This window comes from Nonomuraea pusilla, from assembly GCF_900109355.1.
Lineage (GTDB): Bacteria > Actinomycetota > Actinomycetes > Streptosporangiales > Streptosporangiaceae > Nonomuraea > Nonomuraea pusilla.
The window spans coordinates 110,737-133,992 of the sequence record NZ_FOBF01000008.1 but is presented as its reverse complement, the minus strand read 5'-3'; the positions used below and the strand labels follow the sequence as shown (position 1 = coordinate 133,992).

General features: G+C 73.9%; 21 protein-coding genes. 7 read left to right on the top strand and 14 right to left on the bottom strand.

The genetic code is table 11. The annotated features are described in order from the left end of the window. Positions 1–51 precede the first annotated feature (51 nt). The gene (locus BMX74_RS18675; protein ID WP_091101796.1) at positions 52–1,680 is read right to left on the bottom strand and encodes a hydantoinase B/oxoprolinase family protein; all 1,629 of its coding nucleotides are present in this window, start codon (positions 1,678–1,680) and stop codon (positions 52–54) included. Then, positions 1,677–3,701, bottom strand: a complete 2,025-nt coding sequence (locus BMX74_RS18670) for a hydantoinase/oxoprolinase family protein (RefSeq protein WP_091101794.1) — start codon at positions 3,699–3,701, stop codon at positions 1,677–1,679. Before BMX74_RS18670 ends, BMX74_RS18675 begins: the two co-directional genes overlap by 4 nt. Positions 3,702–3,849: 148 nt before the next feature. Between BMX74_RS18670 and BMX74_RS18665 the strand changes: the two genes are divergently transcribed. Next, positions 3,850–4,482: a YigZ family protein gene (locus BMX74_RS18665; protein WP_055501080.1), complete on the top strand. Its 633-nt coding sequence runs from the start codon at positions 3,850–3,852 to the stop codon at positions 4,480–4,482. 24 nt (positions 4,483–4,506) lie between these two features. Here the strand turns inward: BMX74_RS18665 and BMX74_RS18660 are convergent, their stop codons facing one another. Further along, positions 4,507–5,736 carry an isochorismate synthase gene (locus tag BMX74_RS18660; protein ID WP_055501081.1) on the bottom strand — a complete coding sequence of 410 codons (1,230 nt, stop codon included), beginning with the start codon at positions 5,734–5,736 and terminating at the stop codon, positions 4,507–4,509. 229 nt (positions 5,737–5,965) lie between these two features. On the opposite strand from BMX74_RS18660, the gene BMX74_RS18655 reads away from it, so the two are divergent. Beyond that, positions 5,966–6,895: an SGNH/GDSL hydrolase family protein gene (locus tag BMX74_RS18655; protein WP_091101792.1), complete on the top strand. Its 930-nt coding sequence runs from the start codon at positions 5,966–5,968 to the stop codon at positions 6,893–6,895. Positions 6,896–6,958: 63 nt separating this feature from the next. On the opposite strand, the gene BMX74_RS18650 is transcribed toward BMX74_RS18655, so the two are convergent. The 6 genes from BMX74_RS18650 to BMX74_RS18630 form a co-directional block, all read right to left on the bottom strand. Next, a complete protein-coding gene (locus BMX74_RS18650; protein WP_055501083.1) occupies positions 6,959–7,672 on the bottom strand; it encodes an HNH endonuclease family protein in 714 nt (237 codons plus the stop codon). A 160-nt stretch (positions 7,673–7,832) separates the two neighbouring features. Beyond that, a complete protein-coding gene (locus BMX74_RS18645; RefSeq protein ID WP_091101789.1) occupies positions 7,833–9,125 on the bottom strand; it encodes a glycosyltransferase family 4 protein in 1,293 nt (430 codons plus the stop codon). A 153-nt stretch (positions 9,126–9,278) separates the two neighbouring features. Then, a complete protein-coding gene (locus BMX74_RS18640; protein ID WP_091101788.1) occupies positions 9,279–12,413 on the bottom strand; it encodes a S41 family peptidase in 3,135 nt (1,044 codons plus the stop codon). 68 nt (positions 12,414–12,481) lie between these two features. Beyond that, positions 12,482–12,604 carry a hypothetical protein gene (locus BMX74_RS45695; protein ID WP_256257016.1) on the bottom strand — a complete coding sequence of 41 codons (123 nt, stop codon included), beginning with the start codon at positions 12,602–12,604 and terminating at the stop codon, positions 12,482–12,484. Positions 12,605–12,705: 101 nt separating this feature from the next. Then, positions 12,706–13,035 (bottom strand): putative quinol monooxygenase, encoded by a 330-nt coding sequence (locus tag BMX74_RS18635; RefSeq protein ID WP_055501086.1) that lies wholly within the window; start codon positions 13,033–13,035, stop codon positions 12,706–12,708. A gap of 44 nt (positions 13,036–13,079) precedes the next feature. Further along, on the bottom strand, positions 13,080–13,409 hold the full coding sequence (locus BMX74_RS18630; protein WP_218153994.1) for a helix-turn-helix transcriptional regulator: 330 nt from the start codon (positions 13,407–13,409) through the stop codon (positions 13,080–13,082). Between the two features lie 190 nt (positions 13,410–13,599). Between BMX74_RS18630 and BMX74_RS18625 the strand changes: the two genes are divergently transcribed. Further along, positions 13,600–14,553, top strand: a complete 954-nt coding sequence (locus tag BMX74_RS18625) for a TerC family protein (protein WP_091101785.1) — start codon at positions 13,600–13,602, stop codon at positions 14,551–14,553. 1 nt (position 14,554) lies between these two features. On the opposite strand, the gene BMX74_RS18620 is transcribed toward BMX74_RS18625, so the two are convergent. Beyond that, complete coding sequence (locus BMX74_RS18620) at positions 14,555–15,301, bottom strand: MerR family transcriptional regulator (protein WP_177227417.1); 747 nt, start codon at positions 15,299–15,301, stop codon at positions 14,555–14,557. 118 nt (positions 15,302–15,419) lie between these two features. Here BMX74_RS18620 and BMX74_RS18615 point away from each other — a divergent pair, with 118 nt between their 5' ends. Beyond that, the gene (locus BMX74_RS18615; RefSeq protein ID WP_091101783.1) at positions 15,420–16,718 is read left to right on the top strand and encodes an erythromycin esterase family protein; all 1,299 of its coding nucleotides are present in this window, start codon (positions 15,420–15,422) and stop codon (positions 16,716–16,718) included. A 115-nt stretch (positions 16,719–16,833) separates the two neighbouring features. On the opposite strand, the gene BMX74_RS18610 is transcribed toward BMX74_RS18615, so the two are convergent. Further along, positions 16,834–17,538, bottom strand: coding sequence for a glycine-rich domain-containing protein (locus BMX74_RS18610; protein WP_091101780.1), 705 nt, complete (start codon positions 17,536–17,538; stop codon positions 16,834–16,836). A gap of 160 nt (positions 17,539–17,698) precedes the next feature. Here BMX74_RS18610 and BMX74_RS18605 point away from each other — a divergent pair, with 160 nt between their 5' ends. The 3 genes from BMX74_RS18605 to BMX74_RS44180 all read left to right on the top strand — a co-directional run bounded on the left by BMX74_RS18605 (position 17,699) and on the right by BMX74_RS44180 (position 20,268). Further along, complete coding sequence (locus tag BMX74_RS18605) at positions 17,699–19,399, top strand: RecQ family ATP-dependent DNA helicase (protein ID WP_091101777.1); 1,701 nt, start codon at positions 17,699–17,701, stop codon at positions 19,397–19,399. Between the two features lie 271 nt (positions 19,400–19,670). Continuing rightward, positions 19,671–20,018, top strand: coding sequence for a YciI family protein (locus BMX74_RS18600; RefSeq protein WP_055501091.1), 348 nt, complete (start codon positions 19,671–19,673; stop codon positions 20,016–20,018). A gap of 91 nt (positions 20,019–20,109) precedes the next feature. Continuing rightward, complete coding sequence (locus BMX74_RS44180) at positions 20,110–20,268, top strand: hypothetical protein (protein WP_176573251.1); 159 nt, start codon at positions 20,110–20,112, stop codon at positions 20,266–20,268. A 327-nt stretch (positions 20,269–20,595) separates the two neighbouring features. Here the strand turns inward: BMX74_RS44180 and BMX74_RS18595 are convergent, their stop codons facing one another. The 3 genes from BMX74_RS18595 to BMX74_RS18585 are packed head-to-tail and all read right to left on the bottom strand — an operon-like array spanning position 20,596 to position 23,225. Then, the gene (locus tag BMX74_RS18595) at positions 20,596–21,606 is read right to left on the bottom strand and encodes a methyltransferase (RefSeq protein ID WP_055503736.1); all 1,011 of its coding nucleotides are present in this window, start codon (positions 21,604–21,606) and stop codon (positions 20,596–20,598) included. A 10-nt stretch (positions 21,607–21,616) separates the two neighbouring features. Continuing rightward, complete coding sequence (locus BMX74_RS18590; protein ID WP_082534570.1) at positions 21,617–22,867, bottom strand: coproporphyrinogen-III oxidase family protein; 1,251 nt, start codon at positions 22,865–22,867, stop codon at positions 21,617–21,619. Beyond that, positions 22,857–23,225, bottom strand: coding sequence for a hypothetical protein (locus tag BMX74_RS18585; protein WP_091101775.1), 369 nt, complete (start codon positions 23,223–23,225; stop codon positions 22,857–22,859). The genes BMX74_RS18590 and BMX74_RS18585 overlap by 11 nt, the downstream gene beginning before the upstream one ends. Positions 23,226–23,256: the final 31 nt, after the last annotated feature.

Here is a 23,256-nt window from a genome sequence, read left to right as displayed (position 1 = left end):
TCCCTTCTGGAGACGCCCGGCCGTCCTCGGCCTCCGTCCTTGCCGGAGGCGTCAGGTGAGGGTCATGCCCTGGGCGAGGTCGGCGGCGATCGCCTCGGGGGCGCGCAGTTCCGCGGGGCCGTAGCCGCCGCCACCGCCCGACTCGCAGCGCAGGACGTCCCCCGCCTTGACCGGCAGGGCGTTGACCTTGAGCATCTCCCGAGCGTCCGGCGTGCCGGGGTTGAGCGTGACGCGCGGGGGAGCGCCCGCCGCGCCGCCCGCCAGCCCCCAGGCGGGCGTGACGGAACGCTCGAACCACAGCGACAGGGACGTGTCGCCGCAGAACTCGTACTCGCGGACGACGCCGTTGCCGCCGCGCCAGCGGCCCGCGCCGCCGGTGCCCGGACGCATCTCGTAGCGGCGCACCCGTACGGGGAACAGCGTCTCCAGCACCTCGATCGGCATGTCGCGCAGGGAGCCGTTGACGTTGTTGATCAGGCACGACTCGCCGTCGCCGCCCTCCCAGGCGCCCCAGCCGCCGACGGTGGCCTCCTGCGAGACGTACAGCTTGCCGGTGCGCGGGTCGATGCCGGTGAACTGCACGATCAGGGAGTCGCCGTACGAGGCGGCGGCGGCCCTGTCGGGCAGCACGGGGGCGAGCGCCTTGACGACGAGGTCGATGAGCAGGCCGAGGTGCGAGTAGTAGTACTGGCAGGCGGCGGGCGACTCGGCGGCCAGCATGGAGCCGGGCCTGGTCTCGACGGTGAGCGGGCGGAACGAGCCGCCGTTGAGCGGCACGTCGCCGGAGACGAGCAGCTTGTAGCCGACGCGCACGGCGGCGACGGCCTGGGCGGCGCCGCAGTTGACGGGGCCGAGCGCCTGGTCGGCGCAGTCGGTCAGGTCCACGTGCATCGACTCGCCTTCCACGGTCACGCGGACGGTGACGGGCAGCGGGGTGGCCAGGTCGATGCCGTCGTTGTCGAGGTGGCCTGACGCCTCGTACACGCCGTCGGGGATGGCGGCGATGGCGGCGCGCTCCATCCGCTCGGTCTGGGCGAAGATCTCGTCGCGGGCGGCCAGGACGGTGCCGAGGCCCCACCGGGTGACGATCTCCTTGAGCCGCCGCTGCCCGGTCATGGCGCAGCTGACCTGGGCCCGCATGTCGCCGAGCGTGGCGTGCGGGAAGCGGACGTTGCGGGCGATCACCTCGTGCAGGTCGCGGCACGGCTCGCCGCCCTCGTACACCTTGACGGGGCCGAGCCGCAGCCCCTCCTGGAAGATGGACGTGGAGTCCATGGAGCCGCCGGGGTCCTTGGAGCCGACGTCCAGCCAGTGGGCGCGGGAGGCGGCGAAGCCCACGAGTTCGCCGTCGACGAAGATCGGGCCGTAGACGGTGACGTCGTTGAGGTGGGTGCCGCCGATGTAGGAGTCGTTGAGCACCCACACGTCGCCCTCCCGCCAGACGTCGCGCCCGTGGCGGGCCTCGGTCTCGCGGGTGCAGACCTCCAGGTTGCCGAGGAAGATGGGCAGTCCGGACGACTGGCCGAGGACGTTGTGGTCGCGGTCGAGGAGGGCGACCGCGCAGTCCTTGGCCTCGTAGATGACGGGGGTGTAGGAGCTGCGGATGAGGGTGGTGTTCATGTCCTCCGCCGCCTGCAGGAGCGCGCAGCGGATGATCTCTGTGGTGACGGGGTCGATCACTGGTCCACTTTCACGATGAGGAATCCGTTGTCGTCGACGGTGACGAGGCAGCCCGGGGGGACGACGGTCGTGGCGGTCTCCTCGACGACGACGGCGGGGCCGTGGAAGGAGCCGTCGAGGGCGGAGCGGCGCAGCACGGGGGTGCGGTGGGGCACGCCGTCGAAGACGACGTCACGGACGGCGGGGGCGGCCTCCGGCGGGGCGGGCGGCACGGTGGCGGCGGCCCTGGGGAAGGAGCCGAACCCGGTGCTGCGCAGCATGACGAACTCGACGGGGGCCTCGGGGGTGGCGTGGCCGTACCTGGCGGTGTGGGCGTCCGCGTACCGGGCGGCGACGCGCTCCAGGAAGCCGGGCCCGGCGGGCTCGGCCGCGTCGCGCAGGGGGATGGTGAGCGTGTAGTCCTGGCCCTCGTAGCGCATGTCGAGGGCGTGCTCGACGCGGCGGCGCTCCTCGGGGACGCCCTGCCCGGCCAGCGCGTCCAGCGCCTCCCGCTCCAGCGCCGCGAGCCGCGCGGACAGGTCGGCGGCGTCGAGGTCGTCCTGGGGCCGGAAGTACGGCAGCGTCAGGTCCCGCCGCACGTCCGCCTCCAGCATGCCCCAGGCGGAGAACGCGCCGGGGAAGCGCGGCACGACCACCTCGGAGACGCCCAGCTCGCGGGCGATGAACACGGCGTGCATGGCGCCCGCGCCGCCGAACGCGACGAGCGCGAACTCGCGCGGCTCCACGCCGTGCTCCACGGTCAGGGTGCGGATGGCCTGCGCCATCTTGGCGTTGGCCACGTCGCAGATGCCTTCGGCCAGCCGCACCGGGTCGAGCCCCAGCTCAGCGGCGAGCCCCGACACCGCGGTGCGCGCCGCCTCGACGTCGAGCGTCATCAGCCCGCCCGCGAACCACGCGGGATCGACCCGGCCGAGCACCACGTTGGCGTCGGTGACGGTGGGCCGCGTGCCGCCCCTGCCGTAGCAGGCGGGGCCGGGCACCGCGCCCGCCGACTCGGGGCCGACCCGCAGCGCGCCCGCCTCGGCGTACGCGATCGAGCCGCCGCCCGCGCCGATCGTGTGGAGGTTCACGATCGGCATGAGCACCGGGTATCCCTCGACGCGCGCCTCCGCGCTGACGTCGGGCCGCCCGTTCACGACCAGCGACACGTCGAACGAGGTGCCGCCCATGTCCACGCAGATGACGTTGTCGCGGCCGAGCAGCCGGGCCGCCGCGACCCCGCCCATCGTCCCGCCGACGGGCCCCGACAGCAGGGTCTGCAGCGGCCTGCGCATCGCGTACGAGGCGTTGACCAGCCCGCCCGACGACTGCATGACGTGCACGGGCACGCCGAGGCCGCGCCCGGCGAAGCGCTGCTCGATCCTCGACAGGTAGCCGCGCACCACCGGCCCCGTGTACGCCTCCAGCACGGCGGAGGAGGTCCGCTCGTACTCGCGCCACTCGCGCGCCACCTCGTGCGAGAGCACCACGAGGACGCCGTCGCCGAGCTCCTCGCGCAGGATCTCGCCGGCGCGCAGCTCGTGGGCCGGGTCGACGTACGAGAACAGCAGGCAGACGGCGACGGCGTCGAAGCCCTCCTCTCGGGCCCGCCGCGCGGCGGCGCGCACCGACTCCTCGTCGAGCGGCGCCAGCTCGCGGCCCCGGTAGTCGAGCCTGCCGCCCGCCTCCATCACGTCGCGGCGCGGCACGAGCGGCTCGGGTTTGCGGTAGCGCAGGTCGAACATGCGGTCGCGGTTGCCCCGGGCGATCTGGTAAACGTCCCTCGCGCCCTCGCCGGCCAGCAGCAGCACGCGGGCGCCCTTGCGCTCCAGCAGCGCGTTGAGGCCCTGCGTGGTGCCGTGCACGAAGAACGAGATCCGGGACGGATCATCCACGACCCGGGCGAGCGCGGAGAAGACGCCCTCGGCGAGGTCTCCTGGAGTGGTGGGCGCCTTCGAGGCCGTGACCGCCCCGGTGCGCTCGTCGTAGCAGACGACGTCGGTGAAGGTGCCGCCGATGTCCATGGCGACGCGAAAACTCATGCGCCGAACGTTATTCCGCGGCGGGTGCGCCCGCATGTGCCGGATGCACACAAGCGCCCCGCCGGCAGTGCGGCCCGCCCGCCCGCGCGCCTGGCACGGCCGCGGGGCCGGGGGCGGTCGCGGCGGCCCCGCCCGGTAATCTCGGACGGTGCCATCGCCCTACCTCACGCTCAACGAGACCGTCGAACACGAGACCGAGGTGCGGCGCTCGCGGTTCATCTGCGCCGTCGCCCCGGCGCGCACCGTCGAGGAGGCCGCCGCCTTCATCGCGCGGCGGCGGGCGCTCCACCCGTCGGCCACGCACAACTGCACCGCGTACGTGATCGGGCAGCGCCTGCAGAAGGGCGACGACGACGGCGAGCCAGGCGGCACCGCGGGCACCCCCATGGTGCAGGCGCTGGTGGGCAGGGGCTACAACGACGTGGCGGCCGTGGTGACGCGCTACTTCGGCGGCGTCCTGCTCGGCGCGGGCGGCCTGGTCAGGGCGTACGGGTCGGCCGTCACCGAGACGCTCGACCGGGCCGAGCCGGTGCGGATGGTGCCGGCCCGGCTGGTGCGGGTGGCCGTCGCCCACGACCAGGCGGGCCGGGTGGAGAACGACCTGCGGGCCTCGCGGCACGCGGTGCGCGACGTGGCGTACGGGGCCGAGGTGGTGTTCTCCGTGGCGGTGGGGGAGGACGACGTGGCGGCGTTCGCCGACTGGGTGGCGACGCTGACCGCGGGCCGCGCCAGGGTGGAGCCGGGCGAGGACATCCACGTTCCGGAGCCGCCCCGGCACTGACGTCCGGGCCGGGGCGTCAGCGGTTCACCCTTCCAGCGCGTACTGCATGACCCTGAACTTGGCCTGCGCCTCCGCCAGCTCCGACGCCGGGTCGCTGTCGCCCATGATGCCGCCGCCCGCGAACAGCCGGGCCCGGCGGCCCTCGACGATGCCCGAGCGCAGCGCGATGCCCCACTCGCCGTCGCCGTGCGCGTCGATCCAGCCGACGGGGCCCGCGTAGCCCGCGCGGTCCATGCCCTCCAGCTCGCGGATGACCTCGATCGCGGTGGCGGTGGGGGTGCCGCCGACGGCGGCCGTGGGGTGCATGGCGGCGACCACGTCCAGCACGGACGCGCCGTCGCGCAGGCGGCCGGTGACGTGGCTGGCCAGGTGCTGGACGTTCGGCAGCACGAGCAGTTCCGGCTCGTCCGGCGTGCGCAGCGACGAGCACAGCGGCGCCAGCGTCTGCCTGACGGAGGCGATGGCGCACTCGTGCTCGTGGCGGTCCTTGGCGGAGGCGAACAGCGCCGCGCCGCGCGCGACGTCGTCGGCGGGGGTGGTGCCGCGCTGGGTGGTGCCTGCCAGCACCAGCGACTCGATGTCCTGCCCGGTGCGGCGGATCAGCAGTTCGGGGGTGGCGCCGACGAGCCCGGCCACGGAGAACGTGTAGCACTCGGGGTAGCGCCCGGCCAGGCGCGTCAGCAGCAGGCGCACGTCGATGGGGTGCTCGGCGGTGGCGAGCAGGTCGCGGGCGAGGACGACCTTCTCCAGTTCGCCGCCGCGGATGCGCTGCGCCGCGCGGGCCACGACGAGCTCCCACTCCGGCGCGGTGAGGCTGCCGTCGCCGTAGCTGATGCGTCCGGGGTCGCGGACCGGGGTGAACGTCTCCAGCGGCGCGTCGCCGACGGTGGTGAGCCAGGCGTGGCCGTCGCGCCTGGCGAGCACGGCGCTGGGGACGACGAGGACCGATCCAGGGGCGTCCTCGTCGAAGGTGAAGCTGCCGAAGGCGACGGGGCCCGAGCCGGGGGTGCGCACGGCGTCGTCCACGACGGCTTCGCCGAGGACGGTGGTGAGCCACTGGCGGGCCCACGCGAAGCGTCCCGGCCCAGGAGGAACGTCCACCCTGGCGGCCTCGCCCCATCCGACCAGCCCTTCGCCGTTCCTGACCCAGGCGTAGGGGGCGGTGCCCGGCAGGGCTGCGAGCAGGTCACCGGGGTCGCCGACGGGGGTGGTGCGAACCGGTAGCGGGCGGGTTGTTCCGAGCGCGACACTCACTCAAGACACTCTATGCCGGAACTGAACGCGTTCGACTCGGACCCCCGTGAATGCGCCGTTACGGACGATGAGCTCCGTCTCACCCCGGACCGTCGGCGGCGCCGAGAGCCCCCGACGCGGAGCGGTGAGCCTGCGGCACTGTCAAGCGGTGATATGAAGTGGGTCCGCAAACCCCAGACTTGCCGGAACCCGCCTGCCCACCCAAGATCGTTTCTCTACGGTGAGGCGCATGATCGGTCGCGTTCTCGCCGCAGTCGCCGTCCTCACCGCCCCCGCCGTGGCCCAGGCCGTCACGCAGGCGCCCGCGCGGGCCGCCGGGCCGTCCGCGACCCCGTCCGCGACCCCGGCCGCGACCCCGTCCGCGACCCAGTCCGCGGCCCCTGCCGCGGTGGCCGAGCGGGTGCCCGCCGTCATGGCCGCGCTCGGAGACTCGATCAGCACCGGCTTCAACGCCTGCGGCTGGTACGTCTCCTGCCCCGCCCGCTCGTGGGCCGCGGGCGACAGCCCGGCCGTCGCCAGCCACTACCTGCGGCTGTCCGAGCTCGACGGAACGCTCCAGGGGCAGGTCCACAACTTCGCCGTGCCCGGCTCCACCAGCGCCGACCTCATGGGCCAGGTCACCAAGGCGGTGCAGGCCAAGGCCGACTACGTGACCGTCCTCATCGGCGCGCAGGACGCCTGCAGGCGCACCGAGCGCGAGATGACCCCGGTCGCGGTGTACCGCCAGCGTTTCGAGGCCGCGCTGAAGGAGCTGCGTGCGGGCGTGCCGGGCGTGCGGGTGTTCGTCGCGAGCGTGCCCGACCTGCGCCGCCTGTGGCAGGTCGGCAAGGACAGCCCGCTGGCCCGCACGTTCTGGACGGCCGGCAGGATCTGCCAGGCGATGCTGGCCAACCCGTCCTCCACGCGCCAGGCCGACGTCCAGCGGCGCGCCAGGGTGCGGGCGCGGGTGATGGCGTACAACAAGGCGGCGGCCGACGCGTGCGCCGCGTTCGGCCCGGCCTGCCGCAGCGACGGCGGCGCGATCTTCTCGTTCCCGTTCACGCTCGACCACGTCAGCAAGTGGGACTACTTCCACCCCAACTCGGCGGGGCAGAAGGCGCTGGCGGAGCAGACGTTCAAGCGCGGCTTCGAGTGGATCGCGCCCCTCAGCCCCGCCTAGCGCCCCTCAGCCTCGCCTGGCGCTCCTCAGCCTCGCCTGGCGCCCGCAGCCCGGCCTGGGGCGTCAGCGGCACTGGGCGAGCATCGTCCGCTTGTCCGGCCCGGTCACCGGCACGTCGTACTTGAGCGCCACCTGCGCGAAGCGGGTGACGTACGCGCAGCGCACGCCACGGAGCGGCGGCAGCCAGCCGGCGGGGCCCGAGGCGTCCTTCTCCTCGTTGGCCGCGCCCTGCACGGGCAGCAGGTTGAGCGGGTCGTTGGCGAAGTCGAGCCGCTTGGACATCGGCCAGCGCGGCGCGCCCATCCGCCAGGCGTAGTTCAGCGGGACGACGTGGTCCACCTGCACCTCGTCGGCGTGCTTCTTGCTCCAGGCGATCGTGGTGCCGGTGTAGGGGTCGTCCAGCTCCATCTCGACGACCTCGCACCTGGAGCCCGCCCGGTACCTGACGCCGCGGCCGTCGCGGGCCAGCAGGTCGTCGCGGGTCCGGCAGCCGTTGCGCGCGTACGGCACGCCGGGAGCGGTGTCGGCCCAGTTGTCGCCGTAGTTGAGCCGGTCGTAGCCGGTGTTCGGGCCGCGGTCCTTGACGCGTAACCGCCTGATGAGGGCGCGTGCCGCGGCTCTGTCGGCGTCGGATCTGATGGGAGCCAGGCCCGGCCGGGTGCCGCCGGCGTTGCTCAGCGGGGTCGCCGCGGTGACCGGCGTCGTGGTGGCGTTGCCGGCGAGGGAGACGACGATGACGGCTCCGGTCAGGAGCGCGATGGCGGCCTTCGTGGTCAAAGCACGCCTCCATGGGGGCTTGGCGTGAGTTGTCTAGAGAATTCCCGCCATCGCCGGCTCTGACACGCCGCCCGGCGCGGCGCGCCCGCACCGGGCGGGCAGGGGCGCCGCGGGCGGCCCCTGCCGGTCACCGCCTACCGCGACGGCGTCCTGGCCGACGTCACAGCAGAGCCGGCGGAGCCGACGGGGTCTGGGGCCTGACGTACGTGCCGTCGCGGCGCGCCAGCAGCTCCTCCAGCAGCGCGTCCCACTGCGCGCCGACGGCGTCCACGTCGTAGGTGCGGGCGGTGTCGAGCGCGTTCGCCGCGAGCCTGCGGCGCAGCTCGCCGTCCTCGATGACGCGGATGATCGCGGCGGCGAGGTTGGCGTTCGTGCGCGGCTTGACCAGCAGCCCGTCCACCTCGTCGGTGATCATCTCCTTGGGGCCGTGCGGGCTGTTGAAGCTGACGATGGCCATCCTCTTGGCCATGGCCTCCAGGATCGTCATGGGGAAGCCCTCGTGCCGGGAGCTGAGCACGAAGATCGACGCCTGCTCCAGGGCGGCGCCGACGTCCGAGGTGGGGCCGGGCAGCTCGACCTTGCCCTGCAGGCCCAGCTCGGCGACCTGCTGGGCGAGGTTCTCCTCCTGCGGGCCGGCGCCGTAGATGCGCAGCGTCCAGTCGGGGTGCGACTCGGCGACCGTCTGCCAGGCGGCGATGAGCCGGTGGAAGCCCTTGATCCTGGTCATCCTGCCCACGGCGACGACGACCTTCGCGTCGAGGTCGGCCAGGCCGCCGGTCATCGGCGGCACCGCGTTCGGGATGCGCGCCAGCCGTCTCGGCTTCTTGGGCAGCGTGTTGCGGTAGTCGCGCAGGTCGGCCTTGGTGAGGGTGACGAGGGCGTCGAAGCGGCGGTAGCGCCACTTGATGAGCGCCTGGATCGGCTCGGGCTGCGTGCGCAGCGCGACGTGCTCCTGCCCGACGGTGATCACGCTGGGGAGGGCTAACTGGGCCATGGCCAGGTTCAGCCCCGGGCGGGTGGCCATGAGGACGCCGGTGTCGAGCGAGCGGATGTAGCGGGCGAGCTTCAGGTCGGTCCACAGGTTGAAGCGGTGGTAGGCCGACTCCTCCTTGGGGATCAGCCGGCTGGGCAGCTTCGACAGCATCGCGCGCAGCGGGTCGGGGCCGGGGTTGAGCCGGTCGTCGAGGAAGCGGAACCGTACGCGCGGGTCGATCGGGAAGAACGGCTCCTCGGCCTCCTTCAGGATGGACACGATCTCCACGTCGTGGTCCCTGGCCAGGTAGCTCGCCAGGTTGAACACGGTCCTGATCGTCCCGCCCATGCCGTTGGCGTGCAGCAGCAGGATGCGTACCTGGCGGATCGACGGCGGCGGCGCCTTCTCCGCGCGGCGCCGCGTGTATCCCCTGTACAGCCGGCGTGCCGCCGACTTGCCCTTGCGTGCGAGTGCGCGCACTTGAGCGTTCCCCCTCAGGTCGGAAGCGGTCACAACACACAGCCGGTGGCGAGGGCGTCCCTCGCCACCGGCCCGTCGTTCGACGCGGCGGAGAGCACCGTCTGTTCCCCGTGTGCTATCCCCGCCTCTGATCATTAGACGCTGTTCGGCAACCTAAGGTTGCATACGGGGGCGATGCGTTGGATCAGGGGTATGCGGGGGATTTCGGGCAAGTAGGTCGAGTGCGACGTCGATGGCGCGTTCGAGCTGCGTGTCCACCCCGGCCGCGTAGTCCTGCGGCGTGATGTCCACCTCGATGTCCGGGTCGGTGCCGTAGTTCTCCACCTGCCAGCCGACGTCGTCGAAGGCGAACGAGAACTCCGGCTGCGTGGTGACCGTGCCGTCCGACAGGCGGTGGCGCGGCCAGATGCCGATCACGCCGCCCCAGGTGCGCCTGCCCACAAGCGGGCCCAGCCCGAGCAGCTTGAAGGTGTGGCTGAAGATGTCGCCGTCCGAGCCCGCCCACTCGTTGGCGATCGCCACCAGCGGGCCGCGCGGCGACTCCTGCGGGTACGGCTCGGGCGCGCCCCGGCGCGGGTAGTCGTAGCCGAGCCGCCGCCTGGACAGCTTCTCCAGCAGCAGCGCCGAGACGTGCCCGCCGCCGTTGAAGCGCACGTCCACGACGAGCGCCTGCCGGTCGTACTCGGCGAGGAAGCCCCGGTGGAACTCGCCGAAGCCCTCCGCCCCCATGTCAGGGACGTGCAGGTAGCCGACGCGGCCCCCCGAGCGGTGGTGGCACAGGGCGCGGTTGAGGTTCACCCAGTCGCGGTAGCGGGCCGGCCGCTCGTCGCCGATCGCCCGCACCGTCACCGCGAAGACGCGCTCGCCGCGCCGCAGCGTCAGCTCCACCTCCTCGCCCGCCTGGTTCACCAGGCGCTCGTTCGGCGTGGCCCGCTCGCCGATCGGGGCGCCGTTGATGGCGAGCACCTCGTCGCCGCGCCGCACGTCCAGGCCGAGCCGGTTGAGCGGGGACGTCGCCTCCGGGTCCCACGGGTCGCCGGTGACGATGGCGCGGATGCGGTAGACGCCGTCGCGGTAGTCCCAGTCCACGCCCAGCTTGCCCTGGCTGTAGTCGGGTCCCGGCCGGTACTCGCCGCCGCTCTCGTACGCGTGGCTGGTGGCCAGCTCGCCGTGCAGCTCCCACAGCAGGTCGGAGAACTCGCCCCGGGTGCTCACCCGGTCCACGAGCGGGCGGTAGCGGGCGTAGACGGCGGGCCAGTCGACGCCGGCCATGTCCTCGGTCCAGAAGTTCTCCAGCTGCAGCCGCCACGCCTCGCGGAACATCTGCCGCCACTCGGCCTCCGGGCAGACCGACACCTTGATCCGCGACAGGTCGATCCAGCCGCTCTCGCGGCCCGGCGCGTCGTCGTCGTGGCCGGGCACCTCGCCGGCCTTGACCACGCGCAGCCGGTCGCCCGCCCGGTAGAGCAGGGTCCGGTGGTCGCGGCCGAGCTCGAAGTCGGTGACGCCCTCGGCGAACGTCTCGCTCCTGCCCTTGGCCACGTCGAACAGGTGCAGCGTGTTGTCGCCCTCCAGCGGGCTGGTCATGACGAGCACCTTGCCCTTCAGCCCGGCGACCCGCTCGTAGCGGCCCTCGGGCAGGGGGAAGGCGGTGACGCGGCGGGCCAGCCCCTCCAGGTCCACGCGCACCCGCTCCTCGCCGCCGCTCTCCTCGTCCTCCTTGTCCTCCTCCAGGGGGCGGCGCCGCGGCACGAACGGGTCGGGCACGTCGGCGCGCAGCGCCACCGCGTAGAGGCGGGTGCCGAGCGGGAAGCCCAGCTCGAACTGGAGCTGGTCGTAGACGGGGGAGAAGCAGCGCTGCCCGATGAAGTACAGGTAGCGGCCCTCCGGGTCGAACGCGGGACGCGAGTCCTCCAGCACCGGCTCGGTCGCGTCCGCCCGGCGGCCGCTCGCGGGGTGGTAGAGCCTGATGGCGGTGGTCTGCGGGTTCAGCGGGCAGGCGTAGGCCAGCCACTCGCCGTCCGGCGACCAGGCGGGATCGGCGGGCGGCCCGTACGGGCTCGACTCGACCAGCGTCGAGTCGCCCGTCGCGAGGTCGAGCAGGTGCAGCTCGTCGCGGTGGTTGACGACGGCCACCCGGTCGTGCGCCGGGTCGGGCGCCAGCTCGTCGACCCGGCCCAGCCGGGCCACCTCGGCGCCGCCGTGGCCGTCGGGCTGCGCGCGGCCGTCGAGCAGGACGATCTTCTCCTCCTCGTCGCCCTCGTCGCTGGCCGCCGCGACGAGCCGCTCCCCGTCGTTGAGCCAGGTCAGGAACCGGTAGCGGACGCCGTCCTGCGCGCCGTGCTGGTGGACGGGGCCCTCCCAGCCCGCCATCGCGTACGCCTTGCCGCGGGCCGTCACCGCCAGGGCGCTGCCGTCGGGGCTCAGCCGGGCGCTGTCGAGGTAGTCGGCGGCGTCGACGAACCTGCGGTTCAGCTGCGTCCTGGAGCTGGCCAGGCGCACGTCCAGACGGCGCGGCGGCTCGCCGGACTCGACCGGGTCGAGCAGGTACAGGTCGGCGCCCGCGTGGTAGACGAGCCGGTGGCCGTCGCCGGACAGGTTGCGCGCGTAGTAGTCGTCGTGGTGGGTGTGCCTGCGCAGGTCGTCGCCGGTGGGCGTGCAGGAGTAGACGTTGCCGACGCCCTCGTGGTCCGACAGGAAGCAGACGCGCCCGCCGCTCCAGCAGGGCGCCGCCAGGTTGCCCGGCAGCCTGATGAGGCGGCGGAACTCGCCCGAGCCGTCCCCGTCGATCCACAGGTCGCCGACGGTGCCGCCGCGGTAGCGCTTCCAGCGGGCCGGGTCGGCGGTGTTGCGGCCCAGCACGATCATGTGGTGCGGCCCGTACGCGATGGAGTTGGCGGGGCCGTACGGCAGCCGTTCCGGCACGCCGCCCGGCGCCACCCGGTGCAGCCACTTGCGGCCCTCGAACGGCTGGGACTGGTCGCTGGCGTACAGGATGCGGCCTTCGGGGTCCCAGCCTGTGACGGTGCAGCGGGCGCCGTGGAAGGTGACGCGGCGCGCCGCGCCGCCGCCCGACGGCATGACGTACACCTCTTCCGGGCCCTCCTCGCGGCCGACGAAGGCGATGTGGTCGCCCCGCGGCGAGATGCGCGGGTAGCCTGCCTCCGCCACGCCGGCGGTCAGGCGGAAGGCCCGGCCGCCCCGGGCGGAGACCATCCAGAGGTCGTCTTCAGCGGCGAAGACCACCACGTCCTGAAATATGGATGGAAAGCGGAGGTAGCCCGACATATCAGCACCTCCCGAACGTGCGCGGGCAGCCGGGGGACCGCGCCCCCGGCTGCCCGGCCGTCATGGGACTACGCCTCGTCCGTCTTCCTGGTGGTGTCCTTCTTCATGTCCTTCGCCTGGCGGTTCTCCTTGATCGCCTGCTTCTTGGACTTGGCGGACTTGGCGGCGGGTTTCTTCTTGGTGTCTGCCATGGTTTCCCCCCTGTACGGATGATGCGCACGGGATTGTCGCATCGTGGCCGTTAATACCCATCCGACGGCGAAACCCGACATACCTCCCAGCCGGTCGCCCGCTACCCGGCGGTCACGGCCATCTCGCCCAGCTCCGACCAGTCGTCCTGCGGGACGGTCATGTTGACGATGCGCGGCGTCTCCACCAGGTACTGCGGCAGCGTCCGCCTGGCCTCGGCGAAGTGCTCGGACCCGACGTGCGCCGCCCCGGCCGCGTCGTCGCGGAACGCCTCGACCAGCACGTACTCGGCCGGGTCTTCCAGGCTGCGCGACCAGTCGAACCACAGGCAGCCCGGCTCCGCGCGGGTCGCCGCAGTGAACTCGGCGGTGATCTCGGGCCACCGGTCGGCGTGCTCGGGCCGCACACGGAACTTGGCGGTGATGAAGATCATGAAAGTGCGCTCCTTCAGCTCGTGATCGCCACGAGGCTAGCGCATCACCCCACGTCAGCCCGGTGTGCCGCCTGCTCGGGCCGCAGGGCGCCCAGCAGGCCGCCCACGCTGGCGTGGCGTTCGAGCGGGTGCCGCAGCGGCCGGTCGCGCAGCACCGTGTAGTGGTTGCGGCGGCCCTGGCGCTCCACGTGTACGTAACCCTCGCGGGCGAGGTCGGCGACGATGGCCTGCACGCCGCGCAGGGTGATGCCGACCTGGGCGGCGACCTCGCGCATGGTGGCGTCGGGGTCGCGGTCGAGGCAGGCCAGGACGTGCGCGTGGTTGCTGAGGAACGTCCAGGAGTGCCGCCCGGGATGATCGCCGTCGCTGGTCAATCCTGCCCTTTCACGAAAAATCGGTGTTTGACATACGAAGTGTACTTCGTATGATGGAGGGCGCGGAGGGGAGTACCCATCCCGCCAGGGTCGTCAGTACGGCAGGCATCGTGGCCCGCCCGGTCCTGGCGCCGTCCCCGCGGGGGCGGCGGGGAGACCTCCGGTCGTTTCACGGACCGGAGGGAGATCCTTGACCGTTCCCTGGTGGGCCCTGCCGGCAGTGCTGGGCGTCATCGTCGCCATGCTCGCCGTCGACCTGTTCGCCCATCGCCGCGCCCACGCCATCGGCATGCGGGAGGCCGCGCTCTGGTCGGGCGTCTGGGTGACGCTCGGCCTGGCCTTCGGCGCCGTCGTCTGGTGGTGGGCGGGCGGCGAGTACGCCGGGCAGTACTACGCGGGCTACCTCATCGAGAAGTCCCTCGCCGTCGACAACGTCTTCGTCATCGCGGTGATCTTCTCCCACTTCGCGGTGCCCGCCCGCTACCAGCACCGCGTGCTGTTCTACGGCGTGCTCGGCGCGCTGGTCTTCCGCGGCGTCTTCATCGCCGCCGGGTCGGTGCTGATCGCGAGCTTCGCCTGGATCCTGTACGTCTTCGGCGCGTTCCTCGTGCTCACCGGCGTCCGGATGGCGCTGCACAAGGACGCGGAGTTCGACCCCTCGCGCAGCGCCTCGCTGCGGCTGCTGCGCCGCCTGATGCCGGTGACCGGCGACTACCACGGCAGCGCGTTCACCGTGCGGCAGGCGGGCCGGTGGGCGGCCACGCCGCTGCTGGCCGTGCTCGTCGTCGTCGAGGTGTCGGACATCGTGTTCGCCGTCGACTCCATCCCGGCGGTCTTCGCGGTGACGTCCGAGCCGTTCCTCGTCTTCACCTCCAACGCCTTCGCCATCCTCGGCCTGCGCGCGATGTACTTCCTGCTGGCCGGGCTGATGCACCGCTTCGTCTACCTGAAGCTGGGCCTGTCCCTGGTGCTGGTCTGGGTCGGGGTCAAGATGCTGCTCCTGGACGTCTACAAGATCCCGACCGGGCTGTCGCTGGCGGTGGTCGCCGCGATCCTCGCGGTCGCGGTCGGCGCGAGCTGGGCCGTCACGCGGTCCCGCCAGGAGCCGCCCGCCCCGCTGCCCGCGGGCGAACCGGACCGGTAGCTCATCCGCCCCCGCCGGGCTCCGGCGGGGGCGGCCCGGCCCGCGCCACCAGGTCGAGGTAGGCGTCGAGGTGGCGTCCCGCGGCCAGCATGGCCCGGCTCCTGTGCCGCAGCCTGGCCCGCCAGGCGTGGAGCATCTCCCGCAGGTCGGCCGTGCCGCCCGCTGCGTGCAACTGCTCGATGAAGACCCTGATCTGGGGCAGCAGGTAGCCGCCGCGCCGCAGGTGGCGGGCCATCTGCGCGTCGCGCACCGCGTCCGGCGGGTAGAGCCGGTAGCCGGTGGCGCGGTCGCGCTGCGGCCGCAGGATGCCGGCCTTCTCCCACTTGCGGAGCGACGCCGGATGCATCCCCACCTGGTGGGCCAGCGCGCCGATGGTGAGCGGCCCGCGCCGGCCGTCGCCGGCGGCGGGGGCGGCCGCCAGCGCGTCGAGCGCCGTCGCCACCTCGTCGAGCGTGTCGCGCTCACGCAGCAGGTCGGCGTGCGCCCGGTCGATGAGACGGAACACGCTCTCCTCGTCGCCCCGGTGCGCGGCGCGCATGACCGCCGCCGCCGTGCCGTGGCCGAAGCCGCGGCGCAGGGCGAGGAAGGCGCGCAGGGCCTGGGCGTGGACCTCGGAGTACTGCCGGTACCCGGCGTCGCTGCGTCCGGCGGGAGGCAGGATGCCGTCGTCCTCGTAGTTGCGGACGGCCTGGGTGGACAGCCCGTGCTCACGGGCCAGGTCGGTGGGCCGCAGGGATCGTCGTGCCATGTCCTCTGCTTTGAGGGTTCGCGCGGGCCTTCCCTTGCGGAACGGCCCACAGGTCTCAACATACAGTTCAAGGATACGGTCGAAGGCAGGTTCCCGCGTCCCGAGAGGAGGGCTTCCCATGCCCGTCCAGACCGCGTCCCTCCTGGCGGCCGTCCGCGAGGTCGCGCTGCCCGCCGGCGGCGACCGCACGGCCGGCCCACCCGGCGGCCCGAACGCGCGGCCGGGCCCGGCCCTCGACCGGCTGCTCGCCGCGCGTGAACGGCCGCCCGCCCTGCTCGCGCTCGGCGAGCCGACGCACGGCGTGGAGGCGTTCCCGCGGCTGCGCAACGAGCTGCTGGCGCACCTCGTCGAGCGCCACGGCTTCCGGTCCGTGGCCCTGGAGAGCGACTGCCTGGCCGCGACCGCCGTCGACGACCACGTCACCACCGGCGAGGGAGACCTGGACGACGTCCTCGCCACCGGGTTCAGCCACGGCTTCGGCGCCTCGCCGGCCAACCGGGAGCTCGTCACCTGGCTGCGCGACCACAACGCCCGCCGCGACCCGGACGACCAGGTGCGCTTCCACGGCTTCGACGCGCCGCTGGAGATGACCGGCGCCGCCGGGCCGCGCGCCTCCCTGCTGGCCGCCCACGCGTACCTGGCCGCGCACCTCGGCGCCGGGCGCGTCACCCACGACGCCGCCGCGCTCGACGCCCTGCTCGGCGACGACGCCCGCTGGACCGACCCGCGGGCGCTCACCGACCCGTCCCTGTCGGTCGGCGACACGGCCGAGGCCCGCGCGCTGCGGCTGGCCGCCGACGACCTGGTGGCGCTGTTCGAGGCCGAGGCGCCGCGGCTGCGGGCCGCCGGCACCCGCACCGCGTACGAACGGGCGCTCACGGCCGCGCGGACCGCCCGCGGGCTGCTGCGCTACCACGCGGCGATGGCGTCGTCCGCGCCCGGCAGGGTGTCGTCCATGCTGGGGCTGCGCGACCTCATGATGGCCGAGAACCTCGTGGCGATCGCCCGCGCGCAGGCCCGCAGGGGACCCTGCCTGGTCTTCGCCCACAACCACCACCTGCACCGGGGGCAGTCGTCCTGGGAGCTCGCGGGCATGGAGCTGCGCTGGTGGAGCGCGGGCGCGCTCGCCGCCGAGTCGCTGGGCGACGGGTACGCCGTCGTCGCGGCCGACGCGGGCGACGTCGAGGGCGAGCCCGCGGGCCGGGCCGGCCCCGGCAGCCTCCAGGCGGTGCTGGCCGACGCCGCGTCCGGACTGGCGCCGTTCCCGGCGTTCTTCCCTGCCGAGGCGCTGGCGGGCGCCCTCGCCGCTCACCCCGGCGTGCGCGCCCGCGCCGACTCCGGGCCCGGCTACTTCCCCCTCGACCCCGCGCAGCTCGGCGACGTCGACGCGGTCGCCTTCCTGACCTCCGCCCACTGACCGCCCCGCGCCGCCCGGCTCGGGCTCGCGGGCGTGGTCGCGCACGGCCGGGACGCGCGCCGGCGCCCATGGTGGCGCGACAGATCGATGGAGCCGGGTGTGGTGCCGTCCGGTGTCAGTACGTGAGGACGACGCAGCCGTTTCCGCCAGGGCCGGCGAGAGTCGGGCCGGCTCCCCCATGCCCGCCGGCGCCGGTCCCGGCCGGGCAGGCACCGTGCACCCCGGCCCCGGGAGCGCCCCCGACCCCATAGGTGAGTCGCGGGCTCAACGGGGGGCTGCCGTTGGTGCCGGACTGGCCGAAGGAGAGGCGGCCGTCGGAGCCGGCGCACCAGGTGGCCCCGTAGACTCCGGCGCCGCCTTCCGCCCCGCCGCCGTGGCCGCCCTCGGCGCTCGCGCCCCCGGCGCCGGGGTAGCTGACGGTGGAGTTCGATCCCGCGCCACCGAAGCCGACGGACTTGCCCACCCCTCGGACGCCGACCGTGATCGTCAGGGTGTCGCCAGGGCGGACGGCCAGGGTGCACGCCGAGGTGGCGCCACCCCCGCCGCCACCCCCGCCCGAGGGCACGGCGACGTCTTTCATGCCGCTGCCGCCGGCTCCTCCGGCCCCGGTCAGGACCACTCTGACCTGGGAGACGCCCTGGGGGACGGCGAAGGTGTAGGTGCCGGGGGTGGTGTACGCCCTGGTGGTCGCGGCGTGGGCGGGGCCGGCCGCGGCGAGCAGCAGCCCGGCGGCTGCGGCGGCGCCCGTCGCGGCTCTCGCGGCGCGAGTGACGAGGCGCCCGGCTGAGCGGTGGCCGGGCCGGGGCGTGGGTGTGTGCATGCACTCTCCCGTTCAGGGTTGCTGACCTTGCCTGTGCGCTGAGAGAGTACGGCTACCGAACGCGTTCGCGTGGATGCTCTGCGAAGTCGATGCGGGCGGACGCGCGGCCCGACTCCGGTCGGCGCGGCATGCGGCCCGGCCCGGCGGGCAGGAGGCGGTCATGACGGACGACGAGGCCGCGTGGCGCGACCGCGTCCGGGCGGCGGCCCGTGAGCGCCTGGGCTTCGTCGAGCTGCGCCCCGGGCAGCTCACCGCCATGACGGCGCTCACCGAGGGCCGCGACACGCTGGCCGTGATGCCGTCAGGAGGCGGCAAGTCCGCCGTCTACCAGGTGCCCGCCTTCCTGCTGCCGGGGCCGACCCTGGTCGTCTCCCCGCTGATCGCCCTCCAGCGCGACCAGGTGCTGAGCCTGCGCCACAGGGACGAGGAGGCCGTGAGCGTCGACGCGGGCGAGTCGGCCGGGCAGAGGTCCGCGTCCTTCGAGGCGCTGCGCGCGGGCGAGGCGGAGTTCCTGTTCTGCGCCCCAGAACAGCTGGCCCGCCCCGACGTCATGGACGAGCTGAAGGCCGCCCGCCCGTCGCTGTTCGTCGTGGACGAGGCGCACTGCGTCTCGGCCTGGGGCCACGACTTCCGGCCCGACTACCTGCGGCTCGGCGCCGTGATCGAGGCGCTCGGGCACCCGGTCGTCGCGGCGCTCACCGCCACGGCCACGCCGCCCGTCCGGGCCGAGATCGTCGCGAGGCTCGGCATGCGTGACCCGGTCGAGGTGGTACGCGGCTTCGACCGGCCCAACATCGCCCTGGAGGTACGCCGCGCCGGCGACGACAAGGAGGACGCCGTCGCGGCGTGGGTCGCCTCCAGAGGCGGGTCCGCGTCCTCGTCCAGGGACGGTCCCGGGATCGTCTACGTCGCCACCAGGCGCGAGACCGGCGAGTACGCCGCCCTGCTGGAGACGTCGGGACTGCGGGCCGAGGGCTACCACGGGGGGATGGCGCGCCGCGAGCGCGAGCGGGTGCAGCGCGCCTTCATGGCGGGCGAGCTCGACGCCGTCACCGCCACCAGCGCGTTCGGCATGGGGATCGACAAGCCCGACGTCAGGTGGGTCGTCCACGCGGACGTGCCGGGGTCGCTGGACGCGTACTACCAGGAGATCGGCAGGGCGGGCAGGGACGGCGAACCCGCCGTCGCCGCGCTCTTCTACCGGCCCGAGGACCTGCGGCTGCAGCGCTTCTTCACCGGCGGGGCGCCCGGCGCCGACGACCTGGAGCGGGTGCTCGCCGCCGTGCGCGAGAGCGGGGACGGCACCGACAGGCGCACCCTGGCGGCCGACGCCGGACTGTCGCCGCGCCGCGTCACCGCGCTGCTCAACCTGCTCGAACGCGTCGGCGCCGTACGCCTCGGCACCCGCAGGGTCACGGCGCTGCCCCTGCCGCCCGCCGAGCCGCCCGCCCACCCCGGGGCGGGGCCGCCCCGGCACGGCGACCCGCGCGTGCGCGCCGCGGCGGAGCGGGCGCGGCGCCTGGCCGAGGAGTACCGCAACGTCGAACGCACGCGCGTCGAGATGATGCGCCGCTACGCCGAGACCGAGGACTGCCGCCGGGTGTTCATGCTGGCGTACTTCGGCGAGGAACTGCCCGAACCGTGCGGCAACTGCGACAACTGCCGGGCCGGGCTGCCCGGCCAGGCGCCCGCGCACGGGCCGTTCCCCGTGCACAGCACCGTGGAGCACGCCTCCTGGGGGCGCGGCGAGGTGATCCGCAGGGACGAGGACCGCCTGACCGTCCTGTTCGACACGGCCGGCTACCGGGAGCTCGCCCTCGACACCGTCCTCGAACAGGACATCCTTCACGAAGTGCGCTGACCGCCCGCCGTGGTCTTTGCCGTGCCATCACCGGGCGCGGGGCGGCCGCTGACGTCCGCCGGGGTACGTGTGACGCAGGCCGCCGTCCCGCCCGCCAGGGCGGACGCGGCTCCGGGGGCCGCCGCCACATCGGGGGGATGGCGAGCGGCACGCCACCGATGGCGGGCCGGGCAGCTCGGCTGCCCGGCCCTGCGCCGTGCCTTCGCGGTGTCCTGCGCCCCGCCCCCTGGCGGCCTTGGGGGCGGGGCGTAGGGCCAGAGGAGGCCGGTGAATGAGGTTCGCGCTGCTGCTGTACGACCCCGAGGGCTACTGGGAGTCCGTCACCGACGAGGAACTGCGGGCGGCGCTGGCCGAGCACGCCGCGTTCGCCCAGTACCTGCGCGACCTCGGCGTCGTCTTCTCCGGTGAGGCGCTGCGGCCGGGACGCGAGGCGCGGGCGCTGCGCCCCTCGGGGGAGGGCGCGGTCGCGGCCGAAGGGCCGTTCCTGCCGCTGCCGCAGGACCTCGCCGGCTTCTACCTGGTGGAGTGCGCCGACCTGGACGAGGCCGAGGAGATCGCGCGTCGCTGCCCGCTGGGCGCCGGCATCGAGATCCGCCCGGTCTGGGAGCCCCACTCCTGACGCCCTGGTGCCGGAGGTCCCGCTGAGGCGGGACGTTCGTCCATACCGCGCCCCCTTCCTCGCCGCCAGGCTTGGGCGGGGAGGAAAGGGCATGGGCGGGGACATGGCAGGCGCCGGCTGGCCGACCGGCGCCGGATGGACGTGGGGAGCCGTGGCGCTGCTGCTGTGGCAGGCGCTGGTCGGCGTCACGATCTGGCTGGTGCTGCGCGCCGCCTCCCGCCGCTCCCGCGACCCGGGCCCCCGCCCGTAACACAGCTCCGACCTCCACCGCACCGATCCGTCCCGTCCCAAGCCGTCCAGTACGTCGAGGATCGTGGCACGGACAAGCTCCGCGACATCGCCGGACAGGGGCTCGCCGGGAAGTGCCCACACCTCCCACGGCGATTCCGGTCGAGTGGGACCAGCGCTCCAGCTCGTCGTGCGGATTCCAGGAGGGCGCGACCCGTACTCATGTCCCATGCCCGGGCGAGGGACCGCGCCCTGAGCGGGATCGCGCCGATCAGGGTCTGTGGTGCCCGCCCGTCGCCCGCGATCACGGAGCCGCGCCGCGCTGACCGTCGGCAGGGGTCCTTTCCGGTCAGCGGGCGGCGGGGACCGCGTACTCGACGAGGGCGTTGCCCCAGCCGTGGGGCGGGAGCGGCGTAACCGAGCGCGGCTCCAGCCCGGCCGCCCCGGCCAGCGCGGCGAAGTCGGCGGCGGTGCGCTCCCGGCCGCCGAAGTACACGAGCATGCACAGATCCATGTGCGTCACCGTCCGCCGGTCCGGCCCGGCCATGGCCACCAGCTCGCAGAGCAGCACCCGCCCGCCCGGCGCGGCGGCCTCCGCGCAGCGGCGCAGGATCGCCGTCGCCGCGGCGTCGTCCCAGTCGTGCAGGATCGAGCTGAGCAGGTACGTGTCGGCGCCGTGTACCGGCAGCGGCTCGAAGAAGTCGCCCGCGCGAAACTCGCCACGGTCCGCCACCCCGGCCGAGGCCAGTACTGCTCCGGCGGCCTCCGCGGAGGTGGGCCGGTCCACCACGGTGCCGCGCAGGTGCGGGTGCGCGGCCAGCACGCACGACAGCAATGTGCCGTTGCCTCCGCCGACATCCACGACGTGCCGGGAGCGGCTCCAGTCCAAGGCGGCGAGCGTGGTCGCGGCCCACTGGCGCTTGCCGCCCATCAGGGTGTCGTACGCGGTGGCGAGCGCAGGCTCGGCGGCGAGGTCGTCCCAGAAGCCCCGGCCGTGGGTCATCGGGTAACCAGGCTTGCCGGTGCGTACGACGTCCAGCAGCGACCCGAACGCCAGGTCGGCGCGGCCGATCGGCCCGGTGAGGTCGAGCCAGTCGCGCAGCCGGTCCGGGCGGCCGCCGCGCAGCAGTTCGGCGGTGGGGTTGAGGCCGAACTCACCGGGCGCGGGCTCGGCGAAGACGCCGCGCGCGACCAGGTAGCGCAGCAACCGGGTCAGCGCCGCCTCGTCGGCCCCGGCGGCTGCGGCGAGCTCGGCGGCGCCGGTCGTGCCGGCGGCCAGGTGGTCGGCGAGCCGCAGCGTCGCCGCCACCCGCAGCGCCATCGGCGTGACCAGGTCGGCGGCCGCGAGCAGCGTGCGCATCGCCTCCACGTCAGGACACCCAGCCCATCGCGGCGAACGTGCGCGACAGCACGTCCGAGCGGTCCTCGTCGGCCAGGCGGATGCCGTCGCGGTCCACGACGAGCCGGCCGAACTCGTTCACGCGGGTGAGGAACGCGTTCAGCTCGGGTTCCTCGCAGGCCGCACGCAGGGACGTGCCGGTGCGACGCTGGAAGGTCGCCGCGTCGATGCCCTCGGTGGTGCCCAGCGCCCTGGGCAGCCACTGCACGGTGAGTGACGGCACCCCGGCCGGCAGGTCCACCTCGAACTCGGCCGGCCTGCTCGTGAAGTCACGCATCCGGCCGCGGCCGTTGAGCAGGTAGCGCTGGTTGATCAGCGAGTTGGCGCCCGTGCCGAAGCCGATCCAGTCCATGCTGAGCCGGTAGTACGCCTCGTCGGCGAGGCAGCGCGGCGCGCCGAAGTAGGAGACCGCGTACTCGGGATGTCCCGCCGCCGAGAGCATGTCACCCGCCAGCCGGTACGACCGGAGCTGGTGCTCCAGCTCGATGGCCGTGCCGCTGCGTTCGATCTGCCTGCGCATCACCGTGCCCTCGGTCGCTCGGTAGGAGTAGACCGAGAAGTGGTTGACCGGCAGGTAGAGGGCGCGCCGCACGGTCTGCTCCACCTCGGCGAGCGACTGGTCGGGGAAGCCCACGATCAGGTCGATGTTGATGTTGTCGAAGCCCGCCGCGTGCGCGTCCTCGACGCTGCGCACGGCCTGGCCCGCGGAGTGGGCGCGGCCGATGCGGCGCAGCCTGGTCTCGTCGAACGACTGCACGCCGAGACTCACCCGGTCGAAGCCGAGGTCCCGCAGCAGCCTCAGCTTGGCCAGGTCCACCGACTCGGGGCTGCCCTCGATCGTCGCCTCGGCCAGCGCCTTCAGGTCGAACTCGGCCGCGAGGCAGGCGTGGACCTGCTCGATCTCCGCCGCGGTGAGGACGGTGGCGGTGCCGCCGCCCCAGTACATGACCTCACCGCGGTAACCGGCGGCCCGCAAGGCGGGGGCGTGCGTGCGGATCTGGGTGCACAGCGCGGCCAGGTAGTCGACCCGGCGCGGCGCCGCGGGGGCAAGCCGCAGGTCGGAGACGGGCACGTCCACCACCCAGTCGCAGAAGTGACATTTGGAGTTGCAGAACGGGATGTTGACGTAGAGCAGCAGCGGCCGGTCCGTGCCACGCGCCGGCAGGGACAGCGCTCCGGCGGTCGCACGAGTGGTCACCGCAGTCGTCGCCTCAGTGGTCATGGCCGCCTCCCGCCATGCTCAGCCCCTGCCGGGCGAGCGCCTCGATCCCGTCCAGGCCGTCCGGCCCGGTGACGAACGCCTCCAGCTCCAGCACCATGATCGACGTCGGCCGGGTGCCGACCGGCCCGGTCCTGCCGTCGGGCAGCAGCGGGAGGTTGTCCCGGTCGAACGACGACATCGACTCCACCAGGTACACCGCGCCCCAGAGCCGTTTGCGCTCGTCGGAGAACCACGCCTTGAAGCGCATCCCCGGCAGCCGGGAGTAGTCGTCCGCGGCCCGGCCCCGCACCCAGGCGCGCAGCTCGGCGAAGTCGGCGGAGGACTCCTTCAGGTCGAACGCGACGATCACCACGTACACGGCGGCTCCTTTCCGCTGTCCAGGCGCCCGC